We start from the raw sequence: 24,302 nt of genomic DNA, 5'->3' as shown, positions 1-24,302 counted from the left end.
TTGTGGAATAATAGAAAGTGCGAATTGTCAGATAATTGTGTTAAATATAACTAAATTGATATTTTTTGTATTTCACAAGTTAAAAATAGGATGTCATTGGGAGAGGTTGTTTTAAGCATGGTCAAAAATTTTTTGAAGGATAAGCGTTTAAAAACACCACATACGTATGCACTTTTGTTATGTATTATCATATTTGCGAGTATTCTCACTTATTTAATTCCAGCGGGAACATTTTCAAGAGAGAAAAAAGATGGGCAAACATTAGTTATACCTGGATCATATGAGCAGGTTCAACAACATGGCGTATCTTTCTTTGATATATTTCGCGCAATACCTGAAGGATTAATAAGTGGTGGGGAGATAGTTTTTTACATCTTTTTAGTAGGTGGCGCATTCGGTATTGTTCACAAGACTGGTGCTTTTGAGAATGGTGTAAATAAAGCAATGCAATCATTAGGTGCATATAAAGTACTGATGATTCCATTAACAATGACTATTTTTTCAATTTTAGGGTTTTCAATTGGTTTAGCAGAAGAAACAATCATTTTTGTCCCTATTGGTATTATTATTGCACGAACTTTAGGCTATGATGCGCTGACGGGTGCAGCAATGGTTATTCTTGGCGCAGCAAGTGGATTTATAGGAGGGATGTTGAATCCATTTACTGTAGGTGTTGCACAAACTGTAGCAGAATTGCCGATGTTTTCAGGATGGGGATTACGTTCAATCATATATGTATTCATTTTAATAGCGGCTATTTCAACCGTAATGCTTTATGCACGCAAGGTTAAGCGTGATAAGTCGAAAAGTTATGTTTATGAACTGGAACAAATCGAAGCTAAGTCTGAAACGCAATTAACACGCGCACGTTTTACAAAGCGACAAGCAATCGGATTAGGATTGATCGTCTTAGCGATTATACTCAATGTTTATGGCATATTCACATTCGGCTGGTCATTTAATGAGATGAGCGCCAACTTTATATTTGCCGGAATTCTTGCTGGAGTAATTGGTGGCTTGGGTATCAACGGTACCTTTGATGCAATGATTGAGGGCATGAAAGATATTTTGTTTGGCGCTATGATTGTTGGTTTTGCCAAAGGTATCATCGTTATTTTAGAAAATGGAGAAGTGATTGATAGCATCGTTTATGGTATGACAACTTTGTTGGCAGGTGTGCCTTCGTCATTAGTCATTATAGCAATGTTTATATTACAATTTATGCTGAATTTCTTTATTCCATCGGGGTCAGGACAAGCGTTAACAACAATGCCATTAATGGTACCTATTTCTGATTTATTAAATATTAATCGTCAAATTACAGTTCTCGCATTCCAATATGGAGACGCCATTAGTAACGTCTTATTCCCAACATCTGCAATTTTAATGGGTGCTTTAGCCGTTGGGAAGATTACCTATACACAGTGGTTGAAATTTGCATGGAAGGTTATCTTACTCTGGGTTATTATTTGTTGTATTGGTATGTCAGTAGCGCTCATTGTAGGTTATTAGTTTTGAAAATGTGACGAATTAAGACTCAAATTGTAAAAATAAAGGCAAAAAAGTTATTGTGTATTTTATGAAAGCGTTATATAATATAAAAAAAATAATCGTCAATTTGCGTGTTACTGGTTAGGCAGGCATGAGCAAACGGAAGACTATAGGGAATAGTCTGTTTGTTCATGCTTTTTTTGCGCGATTTTTGACGAAATTATTATTTATGAAGGGAAGAATTATATATGTTTAAAAAGCTTTTTGGACAGCTGCAACGTATTGGTAAAGCATTAATGCTTCCAGTAGCGATATTACCTGCGGCCGGTCTATTATTAGCAATTGGTACGGCCATTCAAGGCGAAGAACTACAACATTATTTGCCATTTATACAAAATGCAGGAGTTCAAAATGTTGCAGAAATGATGGCAGGGGCAGGAAGTAGTATATTTGATAACTTGCCAATGATTTTTGCTTTAGGTGTTGCAATAGGTTTAGCGAGTGGTGATGGTGTTGCTGCGATAGCGGCATTTGTAGGATATGTCATTATGAACAAAACGATGGGAGCGATCCTGCATGTGACACCAGACAACGTTAATGATGCAGCTAGTGGTTATGCGAGTGTACTAGGTATTCCTACACTGCAAACGGGTGTGTTTGGTGGTATTATCATCGGTGCACTTGCGGCATGGTGTTATAACAAATTCTATAATATTTCATTACCATCATACTTAGGGTTCTTTGCGGGTAAACGATTTGTGCCAATTATGATGGCGACAACGTCATTTATCTTAGCGTTTCCAATGGCTTGGATTTGGCCAACGATTCAAGATGGTTTAAATGCATTCAGTGAAGGATTATTAGATTCGAACACAGGCGTAGCAGTATTTTTATTCGGATTTATCAAGCGATTATTGATACCGTTTGGTCTACACCATATTTTCCATGCGCCATTCTGGTTTGAATTTGGCAGTTGGAAAAATGCAGCTGGTGAGATGATTCACGGAGACCAACGTATTTTTATTGAACAAATTAAAGAAGGTAGTAAATTAACGGCTGGTAAATTCATGCAAGGTGAATTCCCAGTTATGATGTTTGGTTTACCAGCAGCAGCGTTAGCGATCTATCATACTGCGAAACCGGAAAATAAAAAAGTTGTTGCCGGTTTAATGGGATCAGCAGCCTTAACATCATTCTTAACGGGTATTACTGAACCATTAGAATTCTCGTTCTTATTTGTAGCACCATTATTATTCTTTGTGCATGCAGTATTAGATGGCTTATCTTTTTTAATCTTATACTTATTAAATGTGCATTTAGGTTATACGTTCTCAGGTGGATTTATTGATTATGTCTTACTAGGTGTACTACCGAATAAGACTCAGTGGTGGTTAGTTATTCCAGTAGGTATTGTTTATGCATTTATTTACTATTTCGTTTTCAGATTCTTAATTTTAAAATTCAAATACAAAACGCCTGGACGCGAAGACAAACAGGCACAATTCACACAATCATCAGCGAGTGACTTACCATTCAATGTCCTAGCAGCAATGGGTGGAGAAAGTAATATTAAACACTTAGATGCATGTATCACAAGATTACGTGTAGAAGTGAACGACAAAAGCAAGGTTGATGTTGCAGGTCTGAAAGCGTTAGGTGCTTCCGGTGTACTTGAAGTTGGTAATAATATGCAAGCAATATTTGGACCTAAATCGGATCAGATTAAACATGATATGGCGCGCATTATCAAAGGTGAAATTACGAAACCTAGTGAAACGACTGTTGAAGAAGTAGATAGTAACGAAGCAGTTCATGTGGCACAAACAGATGAAATTAAAGTTTACGCGCCAGGTGAAGGTCAAATCATTCCATTATCAGAAGTGCCTGATCAAGTATTTGCTCAAAAAATGATGGGAGATGGTGTTGGTTTTATTCCTGAAAATGGTAAAATTGTCGCACCATTCGATGGTACTGTGAAGACAATATTCCCTACAAAACATGCGATTGGTTTAGAATCAGAACAAGGCTTAGAATTATTGATTCATATTGGTATTGATACGGTTAAGCTCAATGGTGAAGGTTTTGAAAGTTTTGTAAATACAGGCGATACTGTGAACAAAGGTCAATTATTAATGCAAGTTGATTTAGATTACATTAAAGCAAACGCACCAAGTATTGTTACACCTTTAGTGGTAACGAATTTGGAAGACCGTGCATTAGTAGTAGAAGATGTTAAGCACGTCAAAGCGGAAGAATTAATTTTAACAGTAAAAGCATAATAGCATTGTAAATATTTAATATGAGGATGAGTGATTAAGTTTCGAATGAGTTTTCGAACTGTCGCTTGTCCTCATTTTTTAATTTTCGAATTAAAAGTTGAAATATTCTGAAATTATAAATATTATGGAGATAACTATAAATAGAATCGAAGGTGAAATACATGAATTATAGACCGGCTATTAAAGTTATGCCAAATGTAACACTCGTACCCCCAGAATTAGATATGGCCGAGCCATTATTAGAGACGATAAAGGGCAATTTATCTCATTTATCAACATTTTTGGATTTTGTTAAAGAAGACGTGACGTTGGAAGACGAGCAGTCTTATTTGAAAATGATGATACAACAGCATGCAGACAATAAGGCACGCTTGTTTTTAATATATTATGATGAAACATTGATTGGAACTATAGATTTACATAATATACAAGTTACACATCAAAAGGCAGAAGTAGGATATTGGATAGCAGAAGGCTATACAGGTAAACAAATAGTGACAAATTGTGTAAACTACTTGTGCCACTATGCATTTGAAATTTTAGCACTGAATAAATTAACTATTATGGCTGATAAACGCAATATAGCGAGCAATAAAGTAGCTAAAAAAGTAGGCTTCACGTTTGTTGCGACAGATGTTGAAGATGTTTTCGATGGGGAACATTTTAGGGATATGAACCGATATGTTTTATTTAGGAAGCATTTTTTGAATAAATAAGCGCAACATCAATAATGAATGAAATTAATTTAGAGGAGGGGTTGTATGTTACAGAACAAGCTAAATGTAGCTAATTTAAATACGCCTATTCATAAATTGGAACGGTTGAGCCAAGCGTTAGGCAAAGCAATCTATATTAAACGTGACGATTTTACGGGAACAGAAATTTCAGGAAACAAAGTACGTAAACTAGAATACACAATACAATATGTATTAGATCATGGTTATGACACGATCATTACGACAGGTGCAATAACGTCTAATCACGCGCGTGCGACAGCTGCGTTATGTGCACAATATAATATTGAATGTCACCTTGTGCTTAGGGGAGAACTGCAAGCGTATGAAGGCAATTTATTCTTAGATGCTATGTTAGGAGCACATATCCATGTGATAGGGCCCACAGCCTCTAGAGAAGCAAGCATGGAAAGTTTATATAAGAATTTAGAAGCACAAGGCAAGACACCATTCTCAATTCCAGTGGGTGCTTCAGATTGGATTGGCACGCACGGATATGTACATGCCTTCGATGAAATCATAGAACAAGAAAAAGAAATGAATATTACTTTCGATTCTATAAATGTTGCGGTTGGTTCAGGCGGTACTTATGCTGGGTTATGGTATGGCAATGAACAACATCAGTCTACTAAACAAATTATAGGGTATGCAGTCGATCAAAGTACCGAGGCATTTCATAATAAAATCATTGAAATTATTCAGCAGCTCGATGATTCTGTAAAAAGATTTGATACTGTGCATATTAATGATGCTTATATCGGATTAGGTTATGGGCAAGCGACAGATGAGGAATTGCAGTTCTATATTGATATTGCACAATTAGAAGGTATGATATTAGATCCTACTTACACAGGCAAAGCTTTTAAAGGATTGATAGAAGAAATTAAGTCGGGTCAGTATGATAATCAGGAAAATATATTGTTTATTCATACAGGTGGACTTCAAGGATATACTGAAGAAACAAGGCACCGTCTACAACAAATGTTGCCCGAAATTACAGAAACAAAATAATGTCATCTCATGTTCTGATAGCTTAAAATATAGTTGGTAATGAATATAAAAGTTTAAGGGGTTTAAAAAATTATGACTATAAGAAAGCTAGTGGCAGAACGCAATATAGAAGTGAATGGCTATGATATTGATGCTATGGGCATAGTGAGTAATATTGTATACATTAGATGGTTTGAAGATTTGCGTACGGATTTTATCAATAAATACATGTCATATTCTGATATGATGCATCAACACATTTCTCCTATATTGATGAAAACAGAAGCCGAATATCAAAATCCTGTTACAATTCATGACCAACCTGTTGGGCGGTGTTACCTTGTAAAAGCAAGTAAATTACGTTGGGAATTTGAATTTGAGATTACATCAGAAGGTAAAACACATTGTCTTGGTAAACAAAGTGGTACATTTTTTAATTTACAAAAGCAAAAGGTCACGCGTGTACCTGAAGTGTTCCAAAATATATTAAATGGTGAAATCTAATAGTTGCTTGTTAAAAGTCATGAATTTTTAATAATTTAATTAGTGATATATAGTTATTTTAAGTTGTGATGTAGTTGATATATAGCTAAAGGATATTTACTGATTAGAAAAAGGCAAAGATATGTTGTCAAAATGATTTCATAGTGTTTAATCAAGGTCATAAAGGTGGTGTTCATAATGCAAAAAACATTGACGACAGTAGCAGAATTTTATAAATTCATTGAATCCAATAGACTTGTAGTGATACATGTTATGAGGGATCAATGTAGTGTTTGCCATGCGGTATTACCACAAATTGCAGGGTTAGTTGATGAATATCCTCAAATTCCGTTGGGTGTGATTAATCAAAGTGACGTTGAAGCTATTGCAGGTGAGTTGTCAATATTCACTGTGCCAGTCGATTTGATTTTTATGGATGGAAAAGAAATGCATCGACAAGCGCGTTTTATAGATATGCAGCAGTTTGAACATCAGTTACGTTTAATGTACCAAAGTTTATTGGATTAACAAGCGTGGATATTTTAATAATTTTTAAATGAATAAGAAGCTGTCAAAATACATAGTGTTTTGGCAGTTTTTTTTGATTTTGAAGTGAGATGACGGATTGAATGATTATAGAAATTATAAAATGAAAGCTAAGCGGTTAAATATTAATTTTACATTGTATGTGATTAAAATGATGAAAACATAATAAATTATGTCATAATTATAAAAAATAATGTATGATTAGGTTAATTCATAGCAGTGTGGGGGGATATCATGCGTATTGAGCGAATTTGTCCGAATGAAGCGGAAGCGCTTTATGCTTGCCAAAAAAGATTGGATGCAGAAACACAGTTTATGTTGTACTTAGCAGATGAACGGGAATTTGATAAGGAACAACTTGAAGACGAAATAAAACGTAATTTTTACATAGGTGCCAAATCAGAGGATGGCGAGATATTAGGTTATGTGTCTGTACATATCAGTCGTTTAATTAAAATTAGACATATAGGTTCTATGGTTACGGGTCTGGTTAATGATTTGCAACAACAAGGTATTGCCACTCAAATGTTCAATGAAACAATTAAATGGGCAAATCGTAAAGGCTTGAGACGCTTGGAACTAACCGTTATTACAACGAATAAACCGGCAGTAAACTTTTACGAAAAACTTGGTTTTAAAATAGAAGGTATTCGACATGAGTCGGTCTACATAGATGGTCATTATTTTGATGAACTATATATGTCAATGATGTTAAATCAGGAAACGGAATATCAGACAGACTATATATGGTAATTAGAAGCGAAGAAACGAAATCGAATGTGTGTCGATGACGTCTCTTCGCTTTTTATAATATTAACGTTCTTGTTCTTTTTTTAAGGAAAGAGTTAGTATCAATATGATAATAAGTAGAATACCTAATGATTGGTAAGGCAGAAAGCTGACTTTTAACCAAAATGCGCTAGCAACTATGGCCATTACTGGTTCAATAGTGCCAAAAAGCGTAGTTTCCTTTGCAGATAAATAATTTAAGCTTTTAATAAAGAAGAAAAATGCCATTGCTGTACCAAAGATAATGCCAAATGTTAAATAAGATACGTTTGCAAAATTTAACTGTGTAATACTGAATTGCCAAATGGGTGCTTTAAAATTCATTAACAAACCAGAAATGATCATGGCCCAACCAACTACGAGTATTGCGGGAAATTTGACTAATAACCTACTTGCATAAATTGTATAAAAAGCGAGTGACAAACCGGAAATAATTCCCCATATGACACTGGAACTAGGTACTACAAGATTATGAGTAGAGCCGTTTGTTAATAAGAGAAATGTGCCGGATATCGTTAATAGCATTGCAATTAGATCAAATAATTTAAAATTTGCTTTTTTCCGTAGAACAAACCAAATGATGATATAAACTGGTGCAATATATTGTAATAAAGTTGCAACTGCAGCATTACCATAATTAATTGATGCCATGTAAGAATATTGTACAAGTAGCATGCCGAATATTGAGAATATAAATAATTGAATCGTGCTTTGGATATTATGAAATATTGAAAATATGGTTAGTTTAGGATTCAATAATTTGAAGATGAATAATAATATGAGACCACTCACTAATAGACGAGCAGTAACATACCAGTTGATATCCACATTTTGATGTCGAAATAGGTAATCAGACACTGTGCCGCCTAATCCCCAAAAAGATGCCCCTAAAATTGCTAAGACTATGCCTATTAAACGTTGTTTATTTTCCATTTTATCACCTTCATTTACTAATATATTAAAATATAGCGTAAAAAATATTGCTATAATACAATTAAACACGTTAAAAATAGCAATATATTGAGGTGAGGAAAATGTATAAAGATGTTTTTATAGAGAGCAACGGGGAAGAACGGATTCGATATGAGGATAATAATTGGAAGCATATTGTATTAAAAACAAAAATGCATGAAATGACCATGGGATATATTCCCCTTCATTGGCATCGCGCATTACAATTTGTATATGTTATTAATGGACAGCTAAAAATTATCATTGGAAGTAAAGAACAAGTTCTTGATAAAGGTGACGGTATATTCATTAATTCGGATATTGTGCATGAGATTCAAGAAGTAGAGCAATTTAGTGAATTTTATTGTTGGAATATTGGCATACCAGAAATGACAAATTACATGGAATTTAAATATATAAACCATATCATACAACAGGTCCAAGATATTCCTTACATACATTTATCTCAGTGGAACGCATACCACAATCGTTTATTGACCATTATTGAAACAGTAGGCAAAACATATGATAATAAAGAAAAGTATTTTGAATTAGATATTATGATGCATTTTTATCATACATTGAAGTACATATTATATATTATGGAACACCAACCAAATGATTTTACTTATAAGTTTGATTCCAGAATCAAACAAGTAATATTGCATATGCAACAACATTTTTCTGAAAAGGTGTCATTGAAGGATTTAAGTGAGATGATTTACTTAAGTGAAGCAGAAACGATTAAATTATTTAAGAAAAATGTAAAGCAAACACCTTTCGAATATTTGACTCAATATCGATTAGAGCAAAGTCTGTATATGCTCAATAATAATGATTATTGTACGATCACTGAGATAGGGATGACATGTGGGTTTTCTACTACAAGTTATTTTATTAAAGTCTTTAAAGAGGCATATCAAATGACACCAAAGCAGTACCACAAACTTCTTCATGATTACTAAATCAAAACACTATACCTACCTTTCAATAAAAAAAGAATCGAGAACACTTCAAAAAGTGTCTGATTCTTTTTATTTTGAAAAGCAATATTGTTAAAGATGCTTTAAATAGGTTGGGAAAAGTTCAGTATACAAGTCAATAAAAGTAAGATAACTAGATTTTTCAACATATTCATCTACTTGATGTGCTTGGCTGACTAACCCTGGTCCATACATAATAAAAGAGAAATTTTCATCTTTATCGACTAATAAATCAGAAGCATCGGTAACGCCTGGTGAAGCTTCAAAAGGCAAGTCTTTTTTCAAATATTTTGTACCCATATCATGTGCTAATGTCGCTAATTTATTTTGACCTGTAGTATAAACAGGTGGTCGAGACATATACGTATCAATTTCTATATCAGTTTTATCCGTTTCAACTTGTTTTAAAATATCATTGAAATAACTTATAAATTGATTGTTATCGTGCTCCGGAATTGTACGAATGTTAAATTCAGATTCAGCATGCTCAGGTATAGAATTAACTTGATTACCACCGTTGAAAATGGTTGCGTTCATTAATGCATTTCCTAACAAATCATTATGCTGGTCAAATTTTTTGAATCCTTCATCTGCTTTATAGACAAACTTCACTAATGGTGATATTGCATTAAAGCCGAGTTGTGGCATTGAACTATGGGAAGCCTTACCTCTCGAAATTACTCGGATATCCATTGAACCTTTGTGTGCATAAATAATTCTATCTTGAGAAGGCTCAGCAATCACAAGTGCATCTACATCTTTCATATAACCTTGTTCTTGGAATGCTTTTGCACCTTCTCCGACTATTTCTTCGCCAGCAGTTGCTAATAAACGAATTCGACCATTTGTTAACAATGATTGGTCATGTATATCAATTAAACTGAGAACTAAAGCAGCTAATCCTGATTTCATATCTGCTGATCCACGACCATAGAGCTTACCATCTTTTTCTGTTAGGGTGAATGGATCATATGTCCATTTCGTCAAATCACCAGCGGACACTACATCCATATGACCAGAAATACCTAAAACAGGGCCGGACTCACCAATTTCAGTTACTAAATTTGCACGTGAATCACTAATCTTGATTATTTTAGAGTCTATGCCATGTTTAGAAAGTAAATCCTTGAGATAGTTACAAACTTCAATTTCGTTATCGTTAACAGACTGGATGCTTACTAAATCTTTTAAAATTTTAACCTTCTCGGTTTCTGTAAATTTACTCATCTTAAAAACCCCTTTACTGTAAAATGCTATGCATCCTAATTATAACGAATATTTTGAATTTAATGTGTTTAGAAGTATTTATGAGTTTAAAAGTATATGGATAAGTATGTCTTTTTTATGTCTATATTAATTTTGAAAATGAACTTAATGTGTTAGATATTGGCAGTTGGTGAATGTGCATCATTAAAAAACTCATACATGTGCTTTAGAGGTCGAGTTGTCTAAAGACCATGTATGAGTTTTGTTATTTTGTAATATTGACAGTGTATTTGAGTGAGTAGGGATACTTGACTGCGATCCTTTTGGTACAGTCGTTGATTCTGTAGGTGTTGCGTTAGAAGTGTTATCGATATTATCTACATTTTCAATATTTTTACTACTATCTGCATCTAAAACTGAGCCTTTCATATCATTTCCTTGAAAACTACCAACTAAAATCATGAGTAGATAGCCACAACAAATAATTGCTACAGCTGCAAGATAAATTGAAACAACTAACTTAACTGGTTTACTCATAAAACTGCCTCCTATATGTCCTCGGAATATCTTCTACACATATAAAGTAACATTTAAGTTTTAATATCATGTAAAGTTGCAGTAAATATTATATTTTTGTTTTCTGAAAAGCATTGCGGTTAACTAAAATTATTTTAAGAAATTAGTAAGAAATTCATTTATTTAGTAAAAATAATAAATCACCGGTGCGAAAGGTTTTTGAAATTAAAAAAATTTCATTTTACATGTATTGTAAAGGCTAATTTACAATATGTTAATAGTGACTTTAAAGTGTTTATATTAAATCAATAACTGCATGATAGCATGTCTATATTGAAAGAGATGTAGATTTAACATTGTTAAACGAATTATAAAGGAATCATGTTCATTATGTTAATCAATCATTATTTCTCAACATTATACATACAAAAATATCAGTCTGATTGAAAAGAGGGACAAACATTTGCTACTTATCATAATTTGTGTAGGACTTATTCTTTGGTTAGGTATTGTCGAGAAACGACGACATTCTGACAGACTGGAAAAAATTCCTGTACGCATCAATATAAATGGTATTAGAGGAAAATCTACAATTACAAGATTGATTTACAGTATTTTGCGTGAAGATGAATATCGTGTTATTGGTAAAACAACTGGAACAGATGCTCGAATGTTGTATTGGTTTACACCGAAAGAATTTCCTGTACATAGAAAGCCACAAGGTGCAAATATTGGGGAACAACGTGACATCATACGCAAAGTTGTAAGACAGAAAGGGAATGCCTTAGTAAATGAATGTATGGCTGTTAACCCTGATTATCAAATTACATTCCAAAAGGATCTCGTTAAAGCCAATATCGGTGTCATAGTAAATGTAATGGAAGATCATATGGATGTCTTAGGTCCTACTTTAGATGAAGTTGCAGAGGCCTTTACTGCGACAATTCCTTATCGAGGTCATTTAGTTGTGATGAAAGATGATTATACAAAGTTTTTTGCAAAAGTTGCAAAAAGAAGAAAGACAAAATTGATTGTCGTGGATAAAGATGAAGTGCCAGAATCATTTCTAAGAAAATTTGGCTATATTGTATTCCCAGACAATGTTGCGATTGCAATGGGCGTTGCAGAAGCGTTAGGTATCGATAGGGAAACCGCATTATCCGGTATGCTGAATGCACCACCAGACGTTGGTGCAGTGGAAGTTAAATACTACAACGCAAACCAAACGACCAATGTATATGTAAATGCATTTGCAGCGAATGAACCACAGTCAACAAAGGCAATTTTGAACAAAGTAGAAACATATAATTATCCTTACAATAAAATTGTAATTATCCTAAACTGTCGTTCTGATAGAGTAGATAGAACAAGACAATTCTGTGAAGACTTTATTACAGAAGTTGATTTCGACACATTAATCTGTACTGGTAAGAGTACGCAAATGGTGACTGATGTCATGAGCGGTCAACCTGATAAAAAGTATTTAAATTTTGAAGGTAGAGATATAACAGAGGTTGAACGTGCAGTTTACGAAGAATCTCATAACGCCTTGATGTTCTGTGTAGGTAATATTCACGGACCAGGTAAACAAATAGCACAGTATATAGAAGGGATCAAATAATATGATAGGTTCAGAGTTATATTTTTCATTATTTGTAGGCATCGTATTGAGTTTAATATTTGCCGAAAAATTTGGTATCAGCCCTGCTGGTTTAGTAGTACCAGGATATTTAGCATTAATCTTTGATCAGCCGGTCATGTTATTATCCGTACTGGTAATCAGTTGTATTACATACTTTATTGTAAATCACGGCATCAGCCGTTTCGTGATTTTATACGGACGTCGAAAATTTGCTGCGATGATTCTTACAGGTATGGTATTAAAGTTTGTTCTTGATTTAATTTACCCTTTAACTCCATTTGAGATGGTTGAAATGTCAGGCATTGGTGTCGTTATTCCAGGAATTATAGCCAACACAATTCAAAAACAAGGTGTCATTATTACTTTGTCGACATGTATGCTATTAACATGTATAACTTACGTCATCCTATTCTTTTATAGTTTTATCAACTAGTAAGGAGCATAAACTATGAAAAAAACTAAGAAATTTTCAATAGAAGAACGCATACTCAAGTGGACGAAGCGGCACAAAAAAAGAAATTCAATTTACACTGGCGTAATCTTAGCTATTGCACTTGTACTTCTAGTATTTGCAGTCACAGCTCAAAAAGTCGAGCCAGTTAAAGCAATGGGTAAAGGACAAAATGAAATCAAGTTTACGTATTTAGGAAATGTCGACTTAAATAAACATATTCGAAAGAATAATTTAAAGGAATCGTTTGCAGCTATCAGTGATGTTTTAAAAGGTAGTGATTATTCAACTGCAAGTTTGAAAATGGCAAAATTTTCAAATGATAGAAAAACGAATATCAACAAAAATCTAGAAAATGTACTATTTTTAAAAGGTTTAAACTTCAAAAGCTTAAGTGTGATTAACGAAGTAACTGACAATATAACTGCAAGAGATTTTATGAAATCTGTAGAATCTCAAGCTGGCTACAATTATCTGACGGGAAATGGTTCCAATCCCATCAACAGTAAAACGGTACAACAAACAGTAAAAGGTAAAAAAATTGCGAATGTATCATTTACAGATGTTGAATCTGATTATACAGATCCAATCAAAAATACAACTTCAATTAGTTTGGAACCAAATATCTATGTTCCACTAATTAAAAAATTAAAAGAGAAAAATGATTTTGTTGTTGTCAACGTAGATTGGGGCATCACCGATGAACGTTCGGTAACGACTAGGCAAAAGGAATATGCGCATTCATTATCAGATGCAGGTGCTGATGTTATTATCGGTCATAATTCAGTCATTCAAGAAATTGAAAAATATAAGCATACCGATATTTTTTATAGTTTAGGCAATGTCACTTCTGAAGGTTTTTTATCTAAAAATAAACAAGGTTTAGTGGTACAGCAAAATTGGAATGGCAAACAATCTAAATTTATGGTCACACCAATCAAATCACAAGGTGGAAAAATCACGAAGTCAACGCCTAATACAGTTGAAGAAAGAAAATTACTAAATAATATTAAAGGCAATGGTATTGAACTTAAAAAAGAGAATGGAGGTTACGTATATGAACATTAAAAAACATTGGGTAAGCATAACTGTTATTTCAATTGTATTAGTCATTTTCTTATTAATTGTATTTGCAAGAGCAAATGAAGGTTTAGATCAATATGAGCAAAGTGAGCTAAAAACAACGCACCATCATTATCTATCTAAAGGAGCATAAGTATGAGTATTTATAAAAAGAAAACGCTCATCGTAATATTACTCCTTACCATCCTTATATCATTTCTCTTTTTTATGATTACGAAAAAAGACAATTATAATAAAGATAATCTATATGAGAATAAAATAGCGGATCATGAACAAGATCTTTCTGATAAAAATTACGGTGTCGCTTCAAATAATCCAATAGCAACACGCGTGGGTGAAAAAATCATAAAAGATGGTGGTAATGCAGTTGATGCTTCTATGGGTGTTTCTTATGCTTTAGCCATTACTGAGCCACATTCCTCTGGTTTAGGCGGTGGAGGTGCGATGCTATCTTATGATGGACAAGAGAATGTTGCACCTAAGCAATGGCAATATAAGGATATTTCGTCATTTAATTTTAAACAAAAAGATGAAATTGGTACGCCAGGTTTTGTACGTGGCTTGCACGATGCACATAAAGAAGCAGGAAAAATGGATGAGAAGAAAATTCTCGACTACGTGATTCCATTGGCAGAAGATGGCTTTGAAGTAGATTCTGAGTTAGAGCGAAGTCTTAAATTGTACGGTTCGGATGTCGATAGAGATTCACCATTCTTTGATGGTAAACAAACTAAAAGAGAAGGTGATGTTGTAAAACAACCGGCACTAGCTAAGACTATTAAAGGCATTAGAGATAAAGGACCAGATTATTTCTACGATGAGATTGGTGAAAGTGTGTCTAAGCAATTAGATGACAAACTCTCAACGAAAGACTTTGAGAGCTATAAAACAAAGAAAAAAGAACCTGTAAGTACAGATTATTTAAATAATAAAATTTATTCAGCATCTAATCCATTAGGTGGTACGTTAATGTTACAAGGATTGGAAATTGATGAGGCGACAGATAATCAAGAAGCACCAGACAATCGATTGGATTACATAACGGGTATTCTAAAATCCAGAGCATTGATGTACAGAAACCGTGACATTATAAATGGACAAGATCAAGACTTTGATGAATATTTATCGCAAGATTATTTATTAGGTAAGTTGAATGAAGTTAATTTTAATAGTAATTTCAATACGAATAATGTAGATAATACAAGTACGACACATTTTGTGGTTATTGATAAGGATGGAAAATTGACGAGTACCACAAATACGTTAGCAAGCTTCTTTGGTTCTGGTAAGTATATGAAAGAAGGGTTCTATATGAACAACTCTTTAGGGAACTTCTCTTCTAATCCATCCAGTCCAAACTACGGAGATAAACATAAAGAGCCGCGTTCATTTACTGCACCTAGTATTGTGGTTGGTCCTGATTACTACATGGGTATTGGTACACCTGGTGGTAACAAAATTCCAACAACCATTAATGAAGTGTTGATAGATTACCTAAGAGGTGATGGTACTTTACAAGAATCTATAGACAAACCACGTTTTTATAACGATGGTGGCAAAATTTTCTATGAGAATGCGACCAATAAGCAAGATATTGATATATTTAAGAGTTTAGGATTTGAAATTGAAGAAAAACGCAATGATCCAAACTTTGGTAGTATTCAAGCGGCGCTATATAACAAAAATGATCAGTCAGTCGAAATTGGTCATGATGTTGGTAATAGGTAAAACAAAAGGTATATAAAAACTAAAACAAGGTTGGGACATAAATCGCCAATCTCAAAATAAGAGGACAAATCCTTAACAATGGATTTGTCCTCTTTATATATAGAATATTCCGATTTTGACCGTGTATGATTGTCTAGGGTATGGCTCGAGCCTATAGTCTATCACTCATATTATTTCACTAGGCGTCAGCACGTTACAAAATCGTTTTTGTCAGACGTTACCAACCCTGTCCATCTATATTATAATTATCCAATTTACCAGATTCTAAGTCTCGAAGGGCATTTTCTATAACATCTAAAGCGGTATCTAATTGTTCATAAGTGATAACCAATGGTGGTTGGAATCGAAGTACATTACCTGCAACGGCGATAATAATTACACCATTGTCAAAGCAATAGTTGCAAATTTTCAGCGCGGCATCAGCATCGCGTGTTTTGTTTTGTTTATCAGAAACAATATCGATGCCAATTGATAGGCCTTTCCCTCTAACGTCTCCAACACTTTGATACTGTGACTCCCATTGATCCATACGTTGACGTACATAATCTCCTTTTTCTGTGCTAGCACTTAATAAATCTTGATCTTCAATCATTGAAATAGTCGCTAATGCTGCTTCACAACTAACAGGATTTGCACCAGTTGTAAATAGGTGTGCTGGTGGTTCCAAATAATCCATGATTTCACTACGTCCCACAATCGCAGACATTGGTAGGCCGCCAGCTAATGATTTACCAAAAGTAATGAGATCTGGTTCTATATTATAGTGTGTCACAGAACTCCAACTGCCAGTACGACCTAAACCTTGTTGAATATCATCGACTGCAAGTAAAATACCGTGTTCTTTGCACAACGCTTGTAATGCTTCAAAGTAACCATCGACAGGCTCTAATAATCCACCGTCACCTTGTATCGTTTCTATCATAATACAAGCAACTTCATCGGCAGGTACGTATTTTTCAAACATTTCTTTAAGTGGTGCTAAATATTCATCTACGCTATTAGGTTGCGTGTTTCCGAACATTCCACGGTAATTATCAGGAAAAGGAATATGGTAAAAGCCTGGTAACATTGGTCCATAATGTTTACGCATATTTAAACTAATGGCAGACATAGAAAGCGAACCATATGTAGAACCGTGATAAGCATTAACAAAACTTATAATATAAGGTCTTCCTGTATATGCCCTTGCTAGCTTAACAATGCCGTCGTTGGCATCAGAACCAGATAGTCCAAATAAAACACGTTTGTCATATGAACCAGGTGAAATTTCGCAAAGCTTTTTAGCTAATTTAACGAGTGGTTCGTGGTACATGTAAGCAGGGGTATAGTGTATAAACTCATCTACTTGAGCTTTTATAGCTTCAGTGACAGGCTTGGGTGCATGTCCGACATTCTGTGAACTTGCGCTAGCCAATAAATCAATATATGTATTGCCTTCAATATCAACAAGTGTCGCACCATACCCATGTGAAATGGCTAAAGGATAATATTTAATGCGTCCTGGTTTTGCGAAATATTTACTATCTTCATGAATCAATTGCTCTGATTTATTCATAATGTTGCCCTCCCAGTGTTTACCATTAGAATGTTTTGACAAAAATTACTAATTATAGCTTTTAAAACGATTCATAACATTCTAAAATCGTGTAGCTATCGAACTTATTTCGGTCAGATAAAGCATCGTTTTCCTGTAAAAATATGCTAAATCATCGTTGATACGTACGAATATACTAATAAAATTCGGAATTGTAAATATATTCTGAAAAATTAATGTTGAATAACGCCAAATATGTGTAAATTAACACATAGAATATTTACAAAGTTACTGAACGAGTAGTAGAAATATGTGAAAAAGTTATATGAGTAATGTTATTATGGTTACTTAATAATGAAAAAAGTAGAAATAGCCTAAGAAAGTTGATATATTATGCATAAGAATTAATATCTTATATCAATATCCTAATTAAAAAGAAGTTGATATATTAACAGAGGAATAAATATCTTACGTAGATATCTTAATTGCGCAAAATCTTTAAATTATTAACAAATGAGAACATATTTAGATATAGATAGAGTTAAGACTAAAACAACAATTATATAGTATAATTATTTAGGAGGAAGAATATGATTTATGGTGGAATTTTAGCAGGTGGTATAGGTTCACGTATGGGTAACGTACCACTTCCAAAACAATTTTTAGACTTGGACGGAAAGCCAATATTAGTGCATACGGTAGAGAAATTTTTATTAACAAGTGAATTTGATAAAATATATATTGCAACACCACAAAAGTGGATATCACATACGAAAGATACATTACGCAAACATAATATTGATGATGCAAGAGTTGAGGTTGTCCAAGGCGGATCTGACAGAAATGAAACAATCATGAGCATTATACGTGCTGCAGAAGCAGAACACGGCATTACGGACGAAGATGTTATCGTGACACATGATGCCGTTAGACCATTCTTAACGCGTCGTATCATCAAAGAGAACATAGATAATGTATTAGAATATGGTGCAGTAGATACTGTAATAACTGCGACTGACACAATTATCACTTCAGAAGATGGAGATTCTATACAATCTATACCAGTTAGAAGTGAAATGTATCAAGGTCAGACGCCACAATCATTTAATATTAATTTATTAAGAAATAGTTATAACGAACTGTCAGATGACGACAAAAAAATTATGACAGACGCATGTAAAATTCTTGTCGTAGGTAATAAGCAAGTAAAATTAGTTATGGGTGAACTTTATAATATTAAAATTACAACACCTTATGATCTTAAAGTCGCAAATTCAATCATTAAAGGTGGGATGATGAGTGATTAATCAAGTTTATCAACTTGTGGCACCTAGACAATTTGAGGTTACTTACAATAACGAAGATGTTAAGAGTAATAAAGTTATTATTAGACCATTATATTTGTCTATTTGTGCTGCAGATCAACGCTATTATACAGGTAGCAGAGACGAAAAAGTCTTAAAAAAGAAACTACCAATGTCTTTAATTCATGAAGGTGTTGGTGAAGTAGTTTATGACAGTCAGGGTATATATGAAATTGGTACTAAAGTAATTTTAGTGCCAAATACGCCAATAGAGAAAGATGATGTTATAGCAGAAAACTATTTACCTAGCAGTAAATTTAGATCAAGTGGCTTTGATGGATTTATGCAAGATTATGTGTTTATGGATCATGATCGTGTGGTCGAAATCGATGAAAGTATTGAGGACTTAAGTACGATTGCATATTCGGAATTAGTCAGTGTTAGTTGGCATGCAATCCAACGTTTCGAGCGTAAATCGAATGCAAATAAAAACAGCTTTGGTATTTGGGGTGATGGTAACTTAGGTTATATTACAGCTATTTTATTACGTAAACTATACCCAAATGCTGAGATTTCTGTTTTTGGTAAAACTGACTATAAACTTAGCCATTTTTCATTTGTTGATCATATCTATCATATACATGATGTTCCAGATGACGTTACATTTGACCATGGGTTTGAATGTGTCGGCGGCAAGGGTAGTCAATCAGCAGTAAATCAAATTATCGATATAATTGCTCCGGAAGGCACGATTTGTCTATTAGGTGTAAGTGAGTATCCAATTGAAGTTAATACGAGATTAGTGCTGGAAAAGGGTATTACTTTGAGTGGTAGTAGTAGAAGTGGCGCTCAAGATTTCAGAGACATTGCAGAATTTTATAAAAATAACCCAGATGTTGTTGAAAAATTATCGTTACTTAAAGGTAGCGAATTTGAAGTGAAAACAATTAACGATGCTGTTAAAGCCTTTGAAACAGATTTATCAACGTCATGGGGAAAAACAGTTATTAAATGGACCATGTAATTAATAATAAAGTAGGTGTAAGTAAAGTATAAGAATATATATTTTACCTATATAACAAAGATATGAACAGGTAGCTGTACAAAGAGAGGAATTTTTAAATTGAATAAATCTAAAATAATAATTGATAATATTTATTGGGAAAGAATTCAATTATTTATAGAAGGTCATGTAGAAGATATTGCAATTAATAAAAAGCATTTCGTTTTAAGAAATTTGACTGAAACGAAAGAACTGAAAGCAAATGATGTAAAAATTGAAGGCAATCAATTTAGAGCACGCTTTAATGTTGCGATATTAGATGACGGAAATTATTTACCATCTGGTGAATATTTAATCGTATATAAAGGTGAATTTGATTATATTGCACATATCAATGAATCTTTATTAGAACTTGAACAGTATGAATTAGATGAAGAACAGCTTGAATTATATGATGAAGAAACAACGCAAAACGGTAAAAATAATTTGTTATTAGAGCATTTTATGTATACTTTTAGAAAAGGTGGTAACTCTACTAAGACGGAGTATACAGTTAAACCTATGATTTCTAGTGAAGTGAATGAATTTGTTTTAGATATAAACTTCAAAGCACCTACACCAAAAATGAATCCACTTAAACAAAAAATTAGAGATTTAAAGTTAAAGTATAATCAATACTCATATAATGTGAGGAACTTTGTATTTCAAACGATTTTCAAAGTAACTAAGTTTTTCCATTTGAAAAAAGGTAATACGGTATTGTTTACATCTGATTCAAGGTCGGAAATGTCAGGTAATTTTGAATATGTGTATAATGAAATGTTGCGTCAAAATCTAGATGAAAAATATAAAATACACGCGTTATTCAAGTCTAATATCTCAGCACGTCGTAATTTTATTGATAAATTTAAATTTCCATATTTATTAGGAAAAGCAGATTATATTTTTGTCGATGATTTTCATCCATTACTGTATACAGTGAAATTTAGAAAAAGCCAAGAAATTATTCAAGTTTGGCATGCTGTAGGCGCATTTAAAACTGTCGGTTATAGTCGTGCCGGTAAAAAAGGTGGCCCATTCTTCAACTCAGTAAACCATAGAAATTATACCAAAGCATTTGTATCTTCAGAAACAGATATTCCTTTCTATGGAGAGGCATTCGGTATTAAAGAACAAAATATTATACCAACTGGTGTGCCTAGAACAGATATCTTATTTGATGAAAACTATGAAAAACAAATCATTGCAGAAATGGAAGAAGAATTACCAATTGTTAAAGGGAAAAAGGTCATTTTATTTGCACCAACCTTTAGAGGAAGTGGACATCATACCGCGCACTATCCATTCTTTAAAATAGATTTCGCGAGATTTGCACGTTATTGTCGTGAAAATAATGCAGTAGTGTTATTCAAAATGCATCCATTTGTAAAAAATAGATTAAATATTCCTAGAGAATATCAAGACTATTTCATCGATGTTTCTGATTTTAGAGAAGTAAATGATATTTTATTTATTACAGACATTTTGATTAGTGATTATTCGTCACTAGTATATGAATTTGCAGTATTTAAACGTCCGATGCTATTCTATGCGTTTGATTTAGAGGATTATATTACTTCACGTGATTTCTATGAACCATATGAAACTTTTGTTCCTGGTAAAATTGTAGAATCATTTAGTGAATTGATAACTGCATTAGATCAGCAAGATTTTGAAGTTGAAAAAGTAGAACCATTCTTAGATAAACACTTTAAATATCAAGATGGACGTTCTAGTGAACGATTAGTCAGAAATATATTTGGCAGTTAATATGAATGCCGATATAAATAGCATTTAAAATATATGAGTTAAGTACAACAATAAAACGGTCGTAATTGGTATGCATATAGAAAGTGACATGCTTAAAGGATAATATTGCTTGTATTTAACTCATTTTTTATAAGGTGGCGGAACATGAAATTTTCAATCATAGTACCAAGTTATAACTCTGAAACGTATATATCTGAACTTTTAACAAGTATAGAGAAACAAACGTATGACAAGAAGGATTTCGAAGTGATATTAGTGGATGATTGTTCTACAGATCAAACCATAAATATCGCAAATAAGTTTAAAGATAAAATGAATTTAATTATTGAAAAACTTGAAACGAATTCTGGCGGTCCAGGTAAACCAAGAAATACTGCATTGAACATTGCTCAAGGTGAATTTGTATTTTTCGTTGATTCTGATGATTATATTCACAAAGATACATTGATGGATGTATCACAATTTATAGACCGAAACCAAGCCGACGTTGTCTTAGTGAAAATGGAAGGTGTAAATGGACGTGGGGTACCTAAGTCCATGTTTAAAGAAACGAAGGACGAAGTGACATTAGCTAATTCTAGAATTATTTATACTTTAAGTCCAACTAAGTTCTATAGAACGTCGTTATTACGTGACAATCACATTGACTTCCCAGAAGATTTACGTAGTGCAGAAGATCAACTATTTACGATGAAAGCTTATGTTAATGCAGATAAAATTGCAGTTCTTGCAGATAAACCGTATTATTATGCTACGAAACGTGAAGGGGAGCATATGAGTTCTGCCTATGTTGCGCCTAAAGACTTCTACAAAGTTATGGGATTAATTACCGAGGAAATATTAGAAAGTCCATTGGAAAATCCATACGAAGTATTAGGATACTTTATAGATAGACATTTTTCATTTTCAAGAACAAACAATTTCTCATTAAAAATTGCTGATGATAAAAAAGAAGCTTGGATGGATGCATTAGGTGACTTTATTCGAAAAGTGCCTAATGATGTCGATAACTTAGTTAAAGATGACTTAAAACCATTGCTGCACTATGCGCGTTTAAAAGACATGAAACGTTATCAAATGGTTGAGGAAAGTTATAAAAATGGTAGATTTTATAATTATTATGCACAAGATGGTGAGTTACACATACAATTCGATAAGGATGAACCATTTTTCAAATTTAGTAAGTTAGTTAAACCAGATATAAAGATGTCGCAATTTAAATTTGATGAACAAGGTTTCGAAATGGAATTAGAATTTTTAAGTTCAATTATCAATCCGAATCACGTAGCAACAATGATTCAGCTTAAATTATTATCACGCAATAAAAAAGAATTTATTTATATTCCATTAACAATCAATGATCAAAATAAATTCAAATTTAAGGCAGCAATGAATGATGTGATTCCATATCTTACTAAAGAAAAAGTATGGGATTTATTTTTAGAAATGCGCGTTGATAATATGACAATCGAAAAACGAATTGGTAGTAAACGTGTTAAGTATCCTTACAGCAAAGAAACTAGTACAATTGCACGCAGTAAGGAACAATATTATCGATTCACGCCATATTTCACTAAGGACTTTGATAATCTTTCTTTCTACGTTACGCCTAATAAATTAAACAAGATGATTGAAACGAGCGTGAAAGATAAACAAACAATACAATTGCGTAGTTTAGAATTTAATTATGTCTTGTCGGAAGGTTTGACGGCTTTAGTTTTATCGAACTCATTTATGCACGGTTATTTAACAAATGATACATCAGGAGAAACATTGACTTATAGCCTGTCGCTTTCAGAAAAAGTGAAAGATAGAGACTTGAAAAAACCGTTTAGAATTGAAACGCCAAATTTAGTTTTGAAATTTTAATTAGTAGAGAATAATAGGGAGTCTGGGACATAAATAGATGTCTCAGATTTCTTTTTCAATTTAGCAGAAGATGACTGTATAATAAATGTGAAGTTTCACTACATCATTCATTGAGTTAGAGAGACTTACGCATAAGCTTCAGTTCAGATAAACATTTTGATCCTAACCATCTTTGTCGGGACGTGACAACGTACCTTTTTTATAAAAGTTAGTTTCTGTCCGACTTTTTATAATTCGCAAAGATTGATAATAATTTTCAATTATAGTACCTTTGAAATAAATTAAGTAATTTATGATTTTAGATTGAAGTAAAGAGGGAGTAGCCGATGAAAAATAGCAAAATTGACATAAAAGATTTAATAAATATAGGCCTCTTTACGGCAGTATACTTCATTTTTATAGCACCTCCAGGTATCTTAGGCATTATCCCCATATTCATGCTTTTACTTCCTGCCATGATCGGTTTAATAGGTGGCATACCCATCATGCTACTTATTATGAAAACTCAAAAATTTGGTGCGTTGACGATATGTGGTATTGTCGTAAGTTTAATATTAGCGATAATGGGTCACCCGTGGATGGCTTTGATTCTAAGCGTACCAGTTATTATTATTGCAGATATGATTATGTCTATAGGTAAGTATAAAAGTTGGAAATTGAATTGCATAGGTTATATTGTATTTTCATTTTGGCCGATAGGTAATTTGCTGCCGTTTTATTTTATGAGACATTCATATTTAGCATTTATCCAAGAAAAATATGGAACAGATTATGAAGCTACAGTTGAGTCTATTTTTTCACTAGGCATGATTCCAGTTATCATTGCAACTACGATTATTGGTGCTTGGATTGGTGTCGTTGTTGCAAAAAATGTCCTAAAAAAACATTTCCAACGTGCAGGTATGATTTAA

General features: G+C 33.2%; 22 protein-coding genes. 18 read left to right on the top strand and 4 right to left on the bottom strand.

The annotated features are described in order from the left end of the window. The first annotated feature begins 117 nt into the window (after positions 1–117). From BJS11_RS03485 to BJS11_RS03455, 7 genes are all read left to right on the top strand, one after another. Complete coding sequence (locus tag BJS11_RS03485) at positions 118–1,512, top strand: YfcC family protein (RefSeq protein ID WP_069994544.1); 1,395 nt, start codon at positions 118–120, stop codon at positions 1,510–1,512. A 227-nt stretch (positions 1,513–1,739) separates the two neighbouring features. Next, positions 1,740–3,770 carry a glucose-specific PTS transporter subunit IIBC gene (gene ptsG, locus BJS11_RS03480; RefSeq protein WP_069994543.1) on the top strand — a complete coding sequence of 677 codons (2,031 nt, stop codon included), beginning with the start codon at positions 1,740–1,742 and terminating at the stop codon, positions 3,768–3,770. A 161-nt stretch (positions 3,771–3,931) separates the two neighbouring features. Continuing rightward, positions 3,932–4,486, top strand: a complete 555-nt coding sequence (locus BJS11_RS03475; protein ID WP_069994542.1) for a GNAT family N-acetyltransferase — start codon at positions 3,932–3,934, stop codon at positions 4,484–4,486. 45 nt (positions 4,487–4,531) lie between these two features. Next, the gene (locus tag BJS11_RS03470; protein ID WP_069994541.1) at positions 4,532–5,515 is read left to right on the top strand and encodes a D-cysteine desulfhydrase family protein; all 984 of its coding nucleotides are present in this window, start codon (positions 4,532–4,534) and stop codon (positions 5,513–5,515) included. Between the two features lie 72 nt (positions 5,516–5,587). After that, on the top strand, positions 5,588–5,998 hold the full coding sequence (locus tag BJS11_RS03465) for an acyl-CoA thioesterase (RefSeq protein ID WP_069994540.1): 411 nt from the start codon (positions 5,588–5,590) through the stop codon (positions 5,996–5,998). Positions 5,999–6,175: 177 nt separating this feature from the next. Next, a complete protein-coding gene (locus BJS11_RS03460; protein WP_069994539.1) occupies positions 6,176–6,505 on the top strand; it encodes a thioredoxin family protein in 330 nt (109 codons plus the stop codon). Positions 6,506–6,757: 252 nt separating this feature from the next. Then, positions 6,758–7,276 (top strand): GNAT family N-acetyltransferase, encoded by a 519-nt coding sequence (locus BJS11_RS03455; RefSeq protein ID WP_069994538.1) that lies wholly within the window; start codon positions 6,758–6,760, stop codon positions 7,274–7,276. A gap of 60 nt (positions 7,277–7,336) precedes the next feature. Here BJS11_RS03455 and BJS11_RS03450 read toward each other — a convergent pair whose 3' ends face one another. Then, positions 7,337–8,245 (bottom strand): DMT family transporter, encoded by a 909-nt coding sequence (locus tag BJS11_RS03450; protein ID WP_069994537.1) that lies wholly within the window; start codon positions 8,243–8,245, stop codon positions 7,337–7,339. A 101-nt stretch (positions 8,246–8,346) separates the two neighbouring features. Between BJS11_RS03450 and BJS11_RS03445 the strand changes: the two genes are divergently transcribed. Next, positions 8,347–9,228, top strand: a complete 882-nt coding sequence (locus tag BJS11_RS03445) for an AraC family transcriptional regulator (protein WP_069994536.1) — start codon at positions 8,347–8,349, stop codon at positions 9,226–9,228. Positions 9,229–9,318: 90 nt separating this feature from the next. Here BJS11_RS03445 and BJS11_RS03440 read toward each other — a convergent pair whose 3' ends face one another. Both BJS11_RS03440 and BJS11_RS03435 read right to left on the bottom strand, forming a co-directional pair. After that, entirely contained in the window at positions 9,319–10,473 is a 1,155-nt protein-coding gene (locus tag BJS11_RS03440) for an ArgE/DapE family deacylase (RefSeq protein ID WP_069994535.1), read from the bottom strand. Positions 10,474–10,665: 192 nt separating this feature from the next. Beyond that, complete coding sequence (locus tag BJS11_RS03435; protein ID WP_069994534.1) at positions 10,666–10,989, bottom strand: hypothetical protein; 324 nt, start codon at positions 10,987–10,989, stop codon at positions 10,666–10,668. 442 nt (positions 10,990–11,431) lie between these two features. Here BJS11_RS03435 and pgsB point away from each other — a divergent pair, with 442 nt between their 5' ends. Genes pgsB through BJS11_RS03415 form a run of 5 tightly spaced genes read left to right on the top strand, consistent with a single transcriptional unit; the run spans position 11,432 to position 15,872 of the window. Next, positions 11,432–12,589, top strand: coding sequence for a poly-gamma-glutamate synthase PgsB (gene pgsB, locus BJS11_RS03430; protein ID WP_069994533.1), 1,158 nt, complete (start codon positions 11,432–11,434; stop codon positions 12,587–12,589). A gap of 1 nt (position 12,590) precedes the next feature. Then, on the top strand, positions 12,591–13,043 hold the full coding sequence (gene pgsC / locus BJS11_RS03425) for a poly-gamma-glutamate biosynthesis protein PgsC (protein ID WP_069994532.1): 453 nt from the start codon (positions 12,591–12,593) through the stop codon (positions 13,041–13,043). 15 nt (positions 13,044–13,058) lie between these two features. Continuing rightward, positions 13,059–14,129 (top strand): CapA family protein, encoded by a 1,071-nt coding sequence (locus BJS11_RS03420; protein ID WP_069994531.1) that lies wholly within the window; start codon positions 13,059–13,061, stop codon positions 14,127–14,129. Further along, positions 14,119–14,277, top strand: a complete 159-nt coding sequence (locus BJS11_RS13770; RefSeq protein WP_167351805.1) for a hypothetical protein — start codon at positions 14,119–14,121, stop codon at positions 14,275–14,277. The genes BJS11_RS03420 and BJS11_RS13770 overlap by 11 nt, the downstream gene beginning before the upstream one ends. A gap of 2 nt (positions 14,278–14,279) precedes the next feature. After that, positions 14,280–15,872: a gamma-glutamyltransferase gene (locus tag BJS11_RS03415; RefSeq protein WP_069994530.1), complete on the top strand. Its 1,593-nt coding sequence runs from the start codon at positions 14,280–14,282 to the stop codon at positions 15,870–15,872. Positions 15,873–16,089: 217 nt separating this feature from the next. Here the strand turns inward: BJS11_RS03415 and BJS11_RS03410 are convergent, their stop codons facing one another. After that, on the bottom strand, positions 16,090–17,427 hold the full coding sequence (locus BJS11_RS03410) for an aspartate aminotransferase family protein (protein ID WP_069994529.1): 1,338 nt from the start codon (positions 17,425–17,427) through the stop codon (positions 16,090–16,092). 569 nt (positions 17,428–17,996) lie between these two features. On the opposite strand from BJS11_RS03410, the gene BJS11_RS03405 reads away from it, so the two are divergent. From BJS11_RS03405 to BJS11_RS03385, 5 genes are all read left to right on the top strand, one after another. Further along, complete coding sequence (locus tag BJS11_RS03405; RefSeq protein WP_069994528.1) at positions 17,997–18,713, top strand: D-ribitol-5-phosphate cytidylyltransferase; 717 nt, start codon at positions 17,997–17,999, stop codon at positions 18,711–18,713. Next, positions 18,706–19,734: a zinc-binding dehydrogenase gene (locus tag BJS11_RS03400; RefSeq protein ID WP_069994527.1), complete on the top strand. Its 1,029-nt coding sequence runs from the start codon at positions 18,706–18,708 to the stop codon at positions 19,732–19,734. Before BJS11_RS03405 ends, BJS11_RS03400 begins: the two co-directional genes overlap by 8 nt. 99 nt (positions 19,735–19,833) lie before the next feature. Further along, the gene (tarL, locus tag BJS11_RS03395) at positions 19,834–21,522 is read left to right on the top strand and encodes a teichoic acid ribitol-phosphate polymerase TarL (protein ID WP_069994526.1); all 1,689 of its coding nucleotides are present in this window, start codon (positions 19,834–19,836) and stop codon (positions 21,520–21,522) included. A gap of 144 nt (positions 21,523–21,666) precedes the next feature. After that, positions 21,667–23,391: a glycosyltransferase family 2 protein gene (locus BJS11_RS03390; RefSeq protein ID WP_069994525.1), complete on the top strand. Its 1,725-nt coding sequence runs from the start codon at positions 21,667–21,669 to the stop codon at positions 23,389–23,391. 326 nt (positions 23,392–23,717) lie between these two features. Then, complete coding sequence (locus BJS11_RS03385) at positions 23,718–24,302, top strand: MptD family putative ECF transporter S component (protein ID WP_069994524.1); 585 nt, start codon at positions 23,718–23,720, stop codon at positions 24,300–24,302.

The organism is Staphylococcus caeli (genome assembly GCF_900097965.1).
In the GTDB taxonomy this organism is placed as follows: Bacteria; Bacillota; Bacilli; order Staphylococcales; family Staphylococcaceae; genus Staphylococcus; species Staphylococcus caeli.
Note: the sequence above shows the minus strand (reverse complement) of the source record. Positions and strands in the feature narration are given on the sequence as shown.